The following is a 12,631-nucleotide window of genomic DNA, read 5'->3' as shown; positions in this document are numbered from 1 at the left end:
TTCGTTTTTGATTGATATAAAATCCAGGCCCATTTTCTTGCCTTGAGCTTTGAGCTAAGAACTATTTGCCTGCTCTCTGATCGAACAGTGCCCGGTTTCGCTCCAGCATGGTTCCCGACATAAGATCCCCCATGGCCGACCGGTAATGGTCCAACCCGACACCGGGGATCAGGCCGTTGCCGGCGATGGCGCCCAATACAACCATGTTCTGCATGCGGATGTCCGGCAGGTCCGGATGGAATACGGGGATCACCCGGATGCCTTGTTTCCGGCAAAGATGGTCGATGTCCCGGATAGTAACCGCTGCGGCGTCGCCGAGGCGCACGGTAAGTGGCTGCCAGACGGTATCGTAATAAACCAGGCAGCCGCCCTCCCGCAACGCCGTTGCCGCGGCCCGCAAAGCTTCGTGGCGCTCGAGGGAAATCGCAAGATCCGCACGGCCTGCCGGAATGAGAGGGGAGTGAACCAAATCTCCCAGGCGGATCTGGGAAACGACGATACCGCCGCGTTGGGCCAAACCGTGGGTATCCACGCTTTTAACCCGTTGGCCGGAATGATCCACCGCCCGCAGGACGATTTCGCTGATCAGGCCGATGCCCTGACCCCCCACGCCGGTCAGATAGATGTTGAAGGCTTTCATGCGGCACCTCTTTTTTTCTTTCCACCGGCCGGGAGGATGGCACGGGTCGGACATGTCTGAATGCAGGAACCGTCACCGATGCAAAGGTCGGTATTGATGCTGACTCCACCTTTTGCATCCCGTGAGAAAGTGGGGCAGCCGAACCGTTCGATGCAGGCGTGCACGTGCTCGCAGTGATCCTGATCGATTTGCACCTGCTGTTGCCGGTAACCGGATTTCCTGCGTTGTTCGCGGGTGAATTTGAGCATGCAGGGATGGCGTGCGATGACCACGCTGAATTCGTCCATGGCTGTTGCCTGGATGACCAGGTCCTTCAGCCTGGCCTGCTGATAAGTATCCACCTCGAAGATATGTTTGACCCCGAGACCCTCCAGCACCTGCCGGACGGGAATTTTGTCGGTGACTTCATTGAAATTGCGCCCGCTGGCGGCGTGATCCTGGTGACCGGTCATGGCGGTTGTCCCGTTTTCCATGAGAATCAGGGTGATGGGGTGGGCATTGAACACGGCGTTGACGACTCCGGGCAATGCGGCGTGAAAAAAGGTCGAATCCCCCATAAAGGCCACCACCTTGCGACGGGTATTGAACAGGCGTAATCCGCTGCCCATGGCCGTCGATGCGCCCATGCACATGAGCAATTGCCCCATTTCGTACGGCGGCATGAATCCCAGGGTGTGGCATCCGATGTCTGCAACGGTAATGTCCGTTGGCGCCAGAGCCTGCTTGATGGCGTAAAAGGCGCTGCGATGGCCGCATCCCGGGCACATCTGGGCCGGCCGGGCAGGCGCCGGGTCGACGGCCTGTGCGGACGGCGGCCCTTCAAACAGGTCAGGCCAGCAGGAGTAAAGCACCTGATGGACCTTTTCCGGAGTGTACTCGCCGATCCAGTCCTCCGATTGGGTTTTCCCGACGATGGTCACCGAAAGCTTCCGCTCGAAGGCCAGGGCCTTGATTTGGGTTTCCAGCACGTCGTCCAGTTCTTCGAGAATTTTAACCTCTTTATGGCTGGATAGAAAACGGGCGATCCGATCTTTGGGCAGGGGGTGAACGAAGGCCGGTTTGAGGATGTCGGGGGGCGTTGGCGTGTCCTCCAATATTTCCATCAGAGAAAGAAACGGCAGCCCCATGGCAATGACACCCCGTTGAGGGTTGCCGTGATCGACGGTCCGGTTCAATTCTGTCCGCTCTGCATGTCCGCGAACGACTTCCAGACGCGCCAGTGCGATGCGCTTTTTCTCGATGGCCAGGGTCGTGAGGGGAATATATGGTCCGTTGGCCGGATCGAAGCGGGGCGAATTGTCAGGCTTGGCGGGCTGCCATTTTTTGAATGCAACCTTCTCTTTGGCATGGCACACGTGGGTGGTGAGCCGCAGGATCACCGGCATGCCGTGCCGCAGGGACAATCGGGCTGCCTCCAGGTAGAACCGGTACACCTCGCCAGGATCGGCCGGCTCGAGAACCGGCATGTAGCTCATCTGCGCATAATGTCGGTTGTCCTGTTCGTTCTGGGATGAATTGGCGCCCGGATCGTCACCGAGCACCACCACCATGCCGCCGATAATGTTCATCAAACCTAGCTGAACGAAGGTGTCCGCGGCGACATTGAGTCCCACGCTTTTGAAAAATACCGTAGAGAGATGACCGTTGACGGCTGCCCCGTAGGCCAGTTCCGTGGCCACTTTTTCATTGGTCGAAAATTCGAAGTAAAAGGGCCGGTCAGCTTTGGGAATGGATTGAATGGCCGCTGCAATTTCCGGCGTCGGCGATCCCGGATAGGAGCTGACCACGCGAGTGCCGGCCTCTACCATGGCCCGGACCAGGGCGGTGTTGCCCATGACAATTTCTGAAAACGCCTTCCGCCTGAGCAGCATTTCTCCCATTTTTTTCATGGCATGTCTCCTTTACGGCAGGGATGCAAAGACCTCACACTGAATTCACCCGTCCACCCGCTGACGGCGGATGGGCAGAGTCATGCAGCGGGCGCCGCCTCCGCCGCGGGGCAGTTCCGAGCCGTCCAGGGCAATGGCACAGCGATCGATATCTGCCAGGTCACGGCGGCCGGAAATGATCTCTTCGGCCCCAATGATCTCAAAACCCTGATGGTTCAGTGCTTCCATGGTGTGAACATTGCGGGCGTAGCCCACCACTTTATCCGGCGCCAGGGCAAAAAAGTTTGCCCCGGAATGCCATTGCTCCCGCTCCTGGTCCCAGGAATCTTTTCCGCCGCAGCAAACTGGCGTCACCTCCATTTTCAGGGCGCGTAAAGCATGAATGAGGCTTTTTTCCTCCACAATGCGGGTCACTCGACCGTTTTCGATACAGATATGAATCGTCTGGTATTTGCTGGGTTTAAGCATCAGCGGTTCAAAGACCATGCAGTGGCTTTTGCCCAGGAAAGTAAACACCATATCCAGGTGGATAAAGGATTCGGGACGGTGGGGCAGCTCCTGGACCAGAATGTGCCGCTCACGGTCCTTTTTAAGTTTGAGCATTTCGATGACGAAGTCGATTCCCTGGGAAGATGTGCGGCTGCCGTTGCCAATCACCGCAATGTCTTTTCGGGCGACGAGCACATCGCCACCTTCGATGGTGGCCAGCGGTTCGAAGCGCTTTGCTTCGAGGGGGGTTACAGTCTTCACCGTGAGTTGCGGGCAGTGGTTGAAAATGGCTTGCATAATAATGGATTCACGGGATCGGACCGGTTTGGCCATGCGGCCGATGAGAATTTCGTTCATGATGGCCATGGCCGCATCCCGCGTGAAGAAAAAATTATGCAGCGGAGGCAGGGCAAAGCGCTCTTCGGAAAGAAAACGGGTCAGGTTGTCGCGGGTCAGCAGCACACCCTCGATGAGATGCCGGGCAAGTGGAGCTTCCGGCAGGGCCAGCAGTTCGTCGTACAGGTCCGGGCACGCTTCCGTCTCGCAGATTTTCGATATCAGGGCAGCCCTGGCTTTGGGCAGCGCCAGCACGGATTCCAGCAGCTCCCGCACCTGAAATGTCGTCGTTACCTTGTCGAGCAGGCAACAAAGCTGGTTATACTCTTTCTGGGCGATGGAGAGGTTGAGGATGTCGCTGTACAAGGCCCGTTCCGCGTTTTTGGGCGTCATGTTTTCCACTTCCGCTCCGGGTGTGTGCAGGATCACTCCCTCGAGCGTTCCGATTTCCGATTCGATATTGATCTTCATGGCGCATTGGTCCATTGGCATAATGGTTGAGATGAGGAGCCCTATCGGCAGCTATCTTGGGTTCCGTCGTCGGTTTCACGATGTTTCGCTGGGGCAGATTCGACAAACGCTTCGAATATCAATATTTACCAGAAAAACCGAAAATTGGAAATCGGCGTTCCATGAAAGTGCTAAGAATTTTCAGGGCCAACCGTCCGGGACAGGGAGTTCCAAAATGGTCCTATGGCGATTCAAATGGGTCGGGTTGACATCCCCCTTTTCGAAACGTATCCTTAAAAATCAGTACGCTACAGATGGACATGCGAAATCCCAACTGATTCTGGTTTGATGGCGTGGCCTGAAAACCTGAAAAAAATAGATGTGCAGGAGAAAGGCAATGGAAGACAATGCAAAGGCGCACTTGATTATTTCCGGAAAGGTCCAGGGTGTCTATTTCAGAGCGGAAACCCAGCGAGCGGCCCTGCGCCTGGGGGTGACCGGCTGGGTTAGAAACAAACGCGACGGCACCGTGGAGGCCGATGTGGAAGGTGCCAAAAAAAATGTGATGGCCCTGATCGATTGGTGCAAAAGCGGGTCTCCCCTTTCCAGGGTGGACAGGGTGGATGTCCGTTGGGAGAATTATCAGGGTTCGTTGGATACCTTCGAGGTCCGGTTCTAGTATCCATCCAGAAATTTATCTATTTCTGGATGAACACTATCGAGAGTGTACGATTGGAGGAAAACATGACCGCGATCATGTCGCTTCAAAAAGCCGTTCCCCTTGAAATTGAGAAATACAAGGCCCCCAAGGATGCCCGGTCTCTTTCGAAAACCCACGTTGCCTATACCGGCGCTCCGAGAAAGCATCCTTTGAATCCGGATCAGATCATTCTCATTCCGGATCCATACAATGACAAAAGCCCTTATCTGGAATTCGGCCGAAATGACATTACCCACGTCGAGAAACTGGCCAATGTCGTCAACATGGAAGGTGAGACGGTTTCCATGGCACGCGTCTGGGTAAAAAAGGGCAGCCTGGCCATTCAGTGTACGCCTTTTCAGGTATCTTCCCTTTAGGATCAGGATCGGGCCGCTTGCGTTTTCGCCTCCTTTTCGGCCCGTCATTGATCGCCGGGCGGGCGATCCTTCAAACTACCGGTCCCGTGACAATTGAAGATCAACTGGGATTGAAGATCAACTGGGAAAGCGAGGAGTTGTGATCGTTGTTATCGGAGAAATTTTAATCGATATCTTTCCGCATTATGAGCGCATCGGCGGTGCGCCTTTCAACTTTGCCTATCATCTCAAGAAAATGGGATTCCCGGTGCGGTTTTTCACCCGTGTGGGTAAAGATCGCCATGCAAAGCGCATTCTCGATCGGCTGCGATCGACCGGTTTCGACCTTGACGATGTCCAGATCGACCCCGTTCACCCCACGGGAACCGTCAACGTGCTGCTCGATGAAAGCGGGGTGCCCCATTTCGATATCTGTGAAAATGTGGCCTGGGACCACCTCGACCTTGACGCTTGCCGGGCTGCTGCAGCCGAGGACGCGGAAATGATCTATTTCGGAAGCCTGGTCCAGCGCAGCGAGTTCGGACGCCGTGAGGTCCAAAACCTGCTTGCGAAAAGAGGCAAAGGGGTTGCCGCTTTCTGCGATATCAACATGCGTCCCCCCCACGTCAATTTCGAAGCGTTGTCCCAATCCCTTGGCCATGCCGACATCCTGAAGCTCAACGAGGACGAATTGGCTGTAATTCAGGGGGATTATAAAAACCAAGAGGCTGGGGATGCCCCCCTGTCCTGGCTGATGGAAACCTTCGATATCCGGGCCGTGGCCCTGACCCGCGGCAGCCGCGGCAGCCGATTGCGTTTCGACGGCGGCCGGGTGGAAGCCCCGGCCCAGGCGGCCGAAACCGTCATCGATACAGTCGGTGCCGGCGACGGCTTTGCCGCGGTTCTGGCGGCCGGTTATCTTCGCAGCCTGCCCTGGGAGAAGACCGTCGATCTGGCATCGCGGTTCGCATCCCGCATCTGCTCGATCCCCGGTGCCGTTCCCGACGATGCAGAATTTTACAATGAGTTGAAAGTAGTAATGGAGGGAAAACGAGATGGCAGCTAAGCGACCGTATGTCCAGCTTTTCAGCCTGCATGGCCTGATCCGGTCCAACAACCTGGAAATGGGCCGGGATGCCGATACCGGCGGCCAGGTCAAATATGTCATGGAACTGGCAGAGCATCTCAGCCAGCGGGAAGATATCGGGCGCGTGGACCTGTTCACCCGTTTGATTGCCGACAAGCGGGTTTCGTCGGATTACAGCGCCCCCATCGAAGCGGTCAACGACAAGTTTCGCATCGTGCGCATCCAGTGCGGCGGACGCAAATACCTTCGCAAGGAACGGCTCTGGCCGCATCTGGAAGAGTATGTGGACAAGACCATCAAGTTTATCAAGCGCAATGGTGCGATCCCGGATATCGTCCACGGCCACTATCCCGATGCCGGTTACGTGGCCATGCAGCTGGCCGACATCCTGGGCCTTCCCTTCGTTTACACCGGACACTCCCTCGGCCGGGCCAAAAAAGCCCGCCTGTCGGACCAGGGGATGAGTGAGACCGAAATGATTCGCCGCTTCAAGATCGATCAGCGCATTGACGCCGAAGAGCAGATCCTGGTCCGGGCGGATCGGGTCGTCACCAGTACCCGGCACGAGATCGACGAACAGTACGGCCTGTATCACAACAAGGATGTTCCTGAATATCAGGTGATTCCGCCCGGCATCGATATCGATACCTTCTACCCATACTACCACGACACGGAGGACGATACCGAGCGCTCGGAGATGAGCCGCTATGCTCGAGCCTCCATGCTCAAGGAGCTGAACCGGTTTTTCATGAATCCGGAAAAGCCCCTGATTCTGGCGCTTAGCCGACCGGACAAACGCAAGAACATCGATGGACTGGTGGAAGCCTACGGCAGGGATCTGGAGCTTCAAAGCATGGCCAATCTGGCCATATTTGCCGGATTGCGAAAAGACATCGACGCCATGGCGGAAAACGAGAAAGAAGTTCTCACCCAGATGCTCCTGGACATGGACAAATACGATCTGTACGGTAAAATGGCCATTCCCAAAAAGCACGACTTCGAATACGAAGTGCCGGCCCTGTATCGAATTGCCGCCGAAAAAGGCGGCGTCTTCATCAATCCGGCGCTGACCGAACCGTTCGGCCTGACCCTGCTCGAGGCCTCGGCCAGCGGCGTACCCATCGTTGCAACCAACGATGGAGGGCCCAACGATATCGTTCGCAACTGCGAAAACGGTATTCTCGTGGATGTCCGCGATTTGTCCCGGATCAGCGGCGCCCTGCGGAAAATCATCGCCGACCGGGCGCTGTGGGACCGCTATTCGAAAAACGGCATCATGAACGTGCGCAAGCATTACACTTGGCAGAGCCACGCCGGCACCTATGCCGAAACGATCCATAAGCTGATCGGCGAAGGCAAAAAAACTGATCTGAAAACGGCCAAACCCACCGATGCCCTGGGAAAACGGCTGCTCCACCTGGATCGCTTTTTGATTACCGATATCGACAATACGCTGATCGGCGACGACAATACTCACTTGGATGCGCTGATCGAGCTTTTAACAAAGTACCGTGAACGGATCGGCTTCGGGGTGGCGACGGGCCGAACCTCCGATTCGACACGGGCGATTTTAAAAAAATATGGCGTTCCCCAGCCTGACGTGATCATCTGCTCGGTGGGTAGCGCGCTGTTTTACGGCGACAAAACCAAACCCAATCCCGGATGGGCCAGTCATATTGCCAACCGCTGGAATCGGGAGAAAGTTATCGAACTGCTGGACGACATCGATTTTCTGGAATTCCAGGAAGAGGAGAATCAAAAGCGGTTCAAGGTCAGCTACTACATGGATCCGGGCAAGGACCGTCTGGCCGCCGTCCACGACCGACTTTTAGGGCAGCGCTGCCGCTATAACCTGATCTACAGCCACGACCGCTACCTGGATATCCTGCCGTTCCGGGCATCCAAGGGCAAAGCCATCCGCTACCTGAGCTACCGTTGGGAAATTCCCTTGAGAAATTTCCTGGTCTGCGGCGATTCGGGCAACGACGAAGAGATGTTGCGCGGTGAGCCCAGAGCCGTTGTGGTGAGCAATTACAGCCATGAACTGGGCGTACTAAAGGGTAGCCGGAACGTGTATTTTGCCGACAAACCCTGTGCAGGCGGGATCATCGAGGGCCTGAAACACTACCGGTTTATCGATGAAAGCCTTGGAGAATGAGCCATGTCCCTTAAAAATCAAATCCAACTGATTGTCTATCCCGACAGCCTGGGCAAAGACCTTGTCGAACTGCACTATGTGCTGCGGCGATATCTGAGCAACGCCATCGGGGGCATTCACCTGCTGCCGTTTTATCCTTCTTCCGCCGACCGGGGATTTGCACCCCTGACCTACGATGCAGTCGATCCGGCCTTCGGCACCTGGCGCGACGTCAATCTCATCGGCAGGGAGTTCGATCTCATTATCGACTTTATGGTCAACCACATCTCCCGGATGTCAGACTATTTCCAGGATTATTTCGAAAAGGGGGCGGAATCGGAATATGCCGACATGTTTTTAAGCTTCAACAAGCTCAGTCCCGACGGCGAAATCAGCGAGGAAGACCTGGCCCGGGTGTACACCCGTAAACCCAGGCCGCCCTACACGGTCATCCAGCGGGCCGACGGTTCCAAAGAAAAGGTCTGGTGCACCTTCGACTACGAGCAGATCGATCTGGACTGGGACTCCCCCAAAACGCGCGAGGTGATGCGGCGCTACCTGATCAATCTGTCAAGAACGCCGGCTAAGATGATTCGCATGGACGCCTTTGCGTATTCCACCATAAAGCTGGGGACCAACTGTTTTTTCCTGGAACCCCAGGTGTGGGAGCTTCTGGAATGGCTGCAGGACTATGTCTCCCCCTTCGACGTGGAGATCCTTCCCGAAGTTCACGAGCACTACAGTTACCATCGCAAAATATCCGATCATGGATACTGGACCTACGATTTCTCTTTGCCCATGCTGGTCCTGCACACCCTGTATCATCATACCAGCCGTTCCCTGAGGCAATGGCTGGCCATCTGCCCCCGCAAACAGGTCACCACCCTGGATACCCACGACGGCATCGGGGTGGTGGACGTTGCGGATTTGCTGACGCCCGAAGAACTCCAGCGGACTCTGGAGGGTCTGGACGAAAAGGGCGCCAACACCCGCAAAATTTTTTCCGGACCCGAATATGAGAATTTGGATGTCTACCAGGTCAACTGTACTTATTTCTCTGCTTTGGAGTGCAACGAAGACGCCTATATCGCGGCCCGGGCCATTCAATTTTTTACTCCGGGGATTCCTCAGGTGTACTATGTAGGACTGCTGGCCGGTGAAAATGACATCGATTTGGTACAGCTGACCAAAAATGGCCGCGACATCAACCGGCACAACTACACGCTCGACGAGATCCGCAGTGAAATGCAAAAACCGGTGGTCGGGCGTCTGCTGAGGCTCATGGAGTTTCGGAGCAACTACCCGGCCTTCGACGGACAATTTGCCATCGAAGATGCGCCCGACGACGAGATCCGACTTTCCTGGCGCCAGGATTCCTATCGGGCGATTCTACACATCGATTTGCGGACCTATGTTACCCGGATCTCCCATTACGATGAGAAGGCGGGGGTAATGACCGAATTCAGTGTTTGAGTTCTCTTTTTTATGAATCCTTAGCGGGCTCCTGACAGACGCAGGCATCCGCATCGTCCGGGTTTGAGGATTTTGTGGGGTCATACTCCACGGCATCGCTGAAGTCCATGTGGATATTCACGTCACTGCCGCCGCTGACGCTGGTTTTGGCATTGGGGTAGCGCTTTTTAAAGACGTGAATCATGGCAGTATTCTCCCGCAGCACGGAAGCCGAAAACGAGGTGAAGTGGTTTTCTTTAGCGATGCGCTCCAGATCCGCCAGCAGGAAAGATGCGATGCCCCTTCCCTGAAAGTCTTCACGGACGACGAAGGCCACCTCCGCGCAGGTGTCGCTTTCCTCAGCATAGGATCCGATGGCCACGAGTTCCTGGTGGCCGCCGATACGCACCTGGCCGATCATGGACATGTTCTTGCGATAGTCCACGCTGGCCCACTGCTTTTGGACGACCTCGTGGGAAAACAGCTTCATTTTGTAAAAGAACCGGAAGTAAATGGTCTCTTCTCGAAGGGAGTAAAAAAAATTGCGGTAGGCGAACTCGTCCGACGGCAGCAGCGGGCGGAATTCCACGGTCTTGCCGTCTCTCAGGGTCATGCTGTTTTTATAGCCTTCGATGAAAATCAGGTCGTCCTGGGACGGCGGCAGCTGGTCGGCGAAGATGTAGTGGCGGCTCTTGGCTACATCGATGAGTTCCTCCCTGAACTTGGGGTGGGCGATCTGGGCCAGCTCCATCACGCGCTGGTAGATGCTTTTACCGGAAAGTTCGGCGATCCCGTATTCGGTGACGACAAAGTTGACGTCGCCGCGGGTGGTGGCCACGCCGGCGCCTTCGCTCAGATGGGGAACGATTCTCGATACCGTGCCGTTCTGGGCCGTGGAGGGCAGGGCGATGACGGAAAATCCTCCCTTGGACATGGCACTGCCGCGCAGAAAATCGACTTGGTCGCCGATGCCGCTGTAAAACAGGTGCCCCATGGAGTCGCTGCACACCTGGCCGGTCAGGTCTACCTCCAGGGCCGAACTGATGGAGATCAGGTTGTCGTTCCGGGCGATCACCGTGGGATCGTTGACGAACTCCGACGACCGGAAATAGAAGATAGGGTTTTTGTCCAGATACCGGTACAGCTTTTCCGATCCCATGGCCAAAGAGGCCACGGTTCGTCCGGGCAGCAGGGTTTTTTTCTTGTTGTTGATGACTTTATTTTCGAACAGGGGCAGAAAACCGTCGGTGATCAGCTGTGTGTGGATGCCAAGGTCGTTTTTGTTGGTCAGGGTCTGCAAAATGGCATAGGGCAGATGGCCGAAACCGATCTGCAGGGTGGCGCCGTCGTCCACCAGCTGGTTGACGTAAAACCCGATCCGGCTGGCGGTCTCTTTGTTCTTGATGCTAGGCAGGGCTTCGACCAGGGGTTCTTCGTATTTTACGAAATAATTGATGTCGTCGATGTGCACGTAACTGTCGCCGCCGGTTCGGGGCATGCGGGGGTTGACCTGGGCGATCACCAGCTTGGCGTTCTGCATGCCTGCCCGGGTTATGTCCACGGAAACGCCCAAACTGCAGTAGCCGAAACGATCCGGCGGGCTCACCTGGATCAGGGCCACATCAAGGCCGATTCGCCTGTTGGCGAAATATCGGGGAATCTGGGACAGGTAGGTGGGGATATAGTCGATTTTGCCCTCGAAAGCCGCTTTTCGCATGGTACTGCTGATGAAAAAGAGTTTGAGCGAGAAGCGACGCAGGAATCGGGGATCGTCCACGTAGCGGGCAAAGGTTGAAGACAGCATCTGATAGACCATGATGTCCTGCATGTTCAGGTCTTCCACCATGGTTCGAATCAGATGCTGGGGTTCACCGCATCCGGTGCCGATGAACACCCGGCAGCCGTTTTTAATTTTGGATACGGCGGCTTCGGCGTCCACCAGTTTATCCGGACAGGCTGTTTCTAAATCCATATTTTCCTCGGTATCGTTATTATCCATTTCCCGTTCGATGCATCGCAGGCGATTCATTGCCGCGGGGCATCGGGTTAAGCAAAACGGCGCCATTCCACCGTAAATTCACAGGATAGTCAAGCGGACAGTTGACCCTGTCCGCGGTTTTTCAAACCGGCTGTCTTGGGGGAACCCAGCAATGGTCTTGTGGAGGGCACAGACAAAACGGTTGACAGCCATCGGGCAGGCGCCTAATTTTCTAAGATTGATTGTGCGCTATCCATGAAAGGAAATTCACCATGAAAGTAATCGAATACAACACCGTGCCGGAAACCCGCTTCGACAATGAATTGGCCAAAGGGGTGTCCGGCAGGGTGGTCATCGGCAAGGATGACGGTGCCGGCAATTTTTGCATGCGCGTGTTTGAATTGGACAAAGGCGGGCATAGCCCCAGACATCAACACGACTGGGAGCACGAGATCTTTTTTCATGCCGGCAGGGGCGAAGTGTGGCAGGGAGACCACTGGCTACCGGTGGCAAACGGCAGTGTGGCCTTCATTCCCGGCAACGTGGAGCATCAGATCAGAAATGTCGGGGAAGAGAAGCTGACCTTCGTCTGCCTGATTCCATCGGGAGCTCCGGAGCTGTGACATGACCGGTCCTTACCGCAACCCGCTGCCCACCGTCGACATCATCATCGAAGTCGAAGGCGGCATCGTATTGATCGAACGCCGCAATCCACCGTTTGGCTGGGCCATACCCGGTGGTTTCGTGGATTACGGCGAATCCGTCGAAACCTGCGCCGTCAGGGAGGCCAGCGAGGAGACCAGCCTTGACGTCCATCTGACGGATCTGCTCTATGTGTACAGTCGGCCGGATCGGGACCCCAGGCACCACACCCTGACCACGGTATTTCTGGCAACGGCCGAAGGACAGCCCGTTGCCGCGGACGATGCCAAAGCCGCCGGCGTTTTCGGCCCGGAATCTTTGCCCGAACCGCTGGTTTTCGACCATGCCGCCATTCTGGCGGACTACTTTCAGTACAAAAGCGGTGTGGATCGCAAACGAATCTTTCAACGCCATTTTGCAACGTTGGGGTTAACATAGGCTGAACAACCCGCCGAACAAATGGCAACATCCGCTG

Annotated in this window: 12 protein-coding genes; 8 read left to right on the top strand and 4 right to left on the bottom strand. The window is 55.8% G+C overall.

The features are described from left to right. Positions 1 to 61: 61 nt before the first annotated feature. The 3 genes from GN111_RS06440 to GN111_RS06430 are packed head-to-tail and all read right to left on the bottom strand — an operon-like array spanning position 62 to position 3,825. Entirely contained in the window at positions 62 to 640 is a 579-nt protein-coding gene (locus GN111_RS06440; RefSeq protein WP_155302969.1) for a 2-oxoacid:acceptor oxidoreductase family protein, read from the bottom strand. Continuing rightward, on the bottom strand, positions 637 to 2,529 hold the full coding sequence (locus tag GN111_RS06435) for a thiamine pyrophosphate-dependent enzyme (protein WP_155302968.1): 1,893 nt from the start codon (positions 2,527 to 2,529) through the stop codon (positions 637 to 639). The genes GN111_RS06440 and GN111_RS06435 overlap by 4 nt, the downstream gene beginning before the upstream one ends. Before the next feature lie 45 nt (positions 2,530 to 2,574). Continuing rightward, positions 2,575 to 3,825: an arginine deiminase gene (locus tag GN111_RS06430; RefSeq protein ID WP_197740504.1), complete on the bottom strand. Its 1,251-nt coding sequence runs from the start codon at positions 3,823 to 3,825 to the stop codon at positions 2,575 to 2,577. A gap of 376 nt (positions 3,826 to 4,201) precedes the next feature. On the opposite strand from GN111_RS06430, the gene GN111_RS06425 reads away from it, so the two are divergent. The 6 genes from GN111_RS06425 to gtfA all read left to right on the top strand — a co-directional run bounded on the left by GN111_RS06425 (position 4,202) and on the right by gtfA (position 9,557). Further along, a complete protein-coding gene (locus GN111_RS06425) occupies positions 4,202 to 4,483 on the top strand; it encodes an acylphosphatase (RefSeq protein WP_155302967.1) in 282 nt (93 codons plus the stop codon). 65 nt (positions 4,484 to 4,548) lie between these two features. After that, the gene (locus GN111_RS06420) at positions 4,549 to 4,881 is read left to right on the top strand and encodes an inorganic pyrophosphatase Ppa (protein ID WP_155302966.1); all 333 of its coding nucleotides are present in this window, start codon (positions 4,549 to 4,551) and stop codon (positions 4,879 to 4,881) included. Positions 4,882 to 4,898: 17 nt separating this feature from the next. Then, complete coding sequence (locus GN111_RS34140) at positions 4,899 to 5,024, top strand: hypothetical protein (RefSeq protein WP_269433816.1); 126 nt, start codon at positions 4,899 to 4,901, stop codon at positions 5,022 to 5,024. Further along, entirely contained in the window at positions 5,021 to 5,926 is a 906-nt protein-coding gene (locus GN111_RS06415) for a carbohydrate kinase family protein (protein WP_155302965.1), read from the top strand. The genes GN111_RS34140 and GN111_RS06415 overlap by 4 nt, the downstream gene beginning before the upstream one ends. Next, positions 5,916 to 8,105: an HAD-IIB family hydrolase gene (locus GN111_RS06410; protein WP_155302964.1), complete on the top strand. Its 2,190-nt coding sequence runs from the start codon at positions 5,916 to 5,918 to the stop codon at positions 8,103 to 8,105. The genes GN111_RS06415 and GN111_RS06410 overlap by 11 nt, the downstream gene beginning before the upstream one ends. Before the next feature lie 3 nt (positions 8,106 to 8,108). Then, positions 8,109 to 9,557, top strand: coding sequence for a sucrose phosphorylase (gene gtfA, locus GN111_RS06405; protein WP_155302963.1), 1,449 nt, complete (start codon positions 8,109 to 8,111; stop codon positions 9,555 to 9,557). A 10-nt stretch (positions 9,558 to 9,567) separates the two neighbouring features. On the opposite strand, the gene GN111_RS06400 is transcribed toward gtfA, so the two are convergent. Next, positions 9,568 to 11,508, bottom strand: coding sequence for a GNAT family N-acetyltransferase (locus GN111_RS06400; RefSeq protein WP_155302962.1), 1,941 nt, complete (start codon positions 11,506 to 11,508; stop codon positions 9,568 to 9,570). 278 nt (positions 11,509 to 11,786) lie between these two features. Here GN111_RS06400 and GN111_RS06395 point away from each other — a divergent pair, with 278 nt between their 5' ends. Then, on the top strand, positions 11,787 to 12,137 hold the full coding sequence (locus GN111_RS06395) for a cupin domain-containing protein (RefSeq protein WP_155302961.1): 351 nt from the start codon (positions 11,787 to 11,789) through the stop codon (positions 12,135 to 12,137). 1 nt (position 12,138) lies between these two features. Further along, positions 12,139 to 12,594, top strand: coding sequence for an NUDIX domain-containing protein (locus GN111_RS06390; protein WP_155302960.1), 456 nt, complete (start codon positions 12,139 to 12,141; stop codon positions 12,592 to 12,594). Positions 12,595 to 12,631: the final 37 nt, after the last annotated feature.

Source organism: Desulfosarcina widdelii, assembly GCF_009688965.1.
Classification (GTDB): domain Bacteria; phylum Desulfobacterota; class Desulfobacteria; order Desulfobacterales; family Desulfosarcinaceae; genus Desulfosarcina; species Desulfosarcina widdelii.
Note: the sequence above shows the minus strand (reverse complement) of the source record. Positions and strands in the feature narration are given on the sequence as shown.

Bases quoted from the DNA above. Each gene is read 5' to 3' on its own strand.
- gtfA (WP_155302963.1), top strand. From the start codon at position 8,109: ATGTCCCTTAAAAATCAAATCCAACTGATTGTCTATCCCGACAGCCTG.
- GN111_RS06410 (WP_155302964.1), top strand. From the start codon at position 5,916: ATGGCAGCTAAGCGACCGTATGTCCAGCTTTTCAGCCTGCATGGCCTG.
- GN111_RS06395 (WP_155302961.1), top strand. From the start codon at position 11,787: ATGAAAGTAATCGAATACAACACCGTGCCGGAAACCCGCTTCGACAAT.
- GN111_RS06425 (WP_155302967.1), top strand. From the start codon at position 4,202: ATGGAAGACAATGCAAAGGCGCACTTGATTATTTCCGGAAAGGTCCAG.
- GN111_RS06390 (WP_155302960.1), top strand. From the start codon at position 12,139: ATGACCGGTCCTTACCGCAACCCGCTGCCCACCGTCGACATCATCATC.
- GN111_RS06400 (WP_155302962.1), bottom strand. From the start codon at position 11,508: ATGGATTTAGAAACAGCCTGTCCGGATAAACTGGTGGACGCCGAAGCC.
- GN111_RS06420 (WP_155302966.1), top strand. From the start codon at position 4,549: ATGACCGCGATCATGTCGCTTCAAAAAGCCGTTCCCCTTGAAATTGAG.
- GN111_RS06430 (WP_197740504.1), bottom strand. From the start codon at position 3,825: ATGAAGATCAATATCGAATCGGAAATCGGAACGCTCGAGGGAGTGATC.
- GN111_RS06440 (WP_155302969.1), bottom strand. From the start codon at position 640: ATGAAAGCCTTCAACATCTATCTGACCGGCGTGGGGGGTCAGGGCATC.
- GN111_RS06435 (WP_155302968.1), bottom strand. From the start codon at position 2,529: ATGAAAAAAATGGGAGAAATGCTGCTCAGGCGGAAGGCGTTTTCAGAA.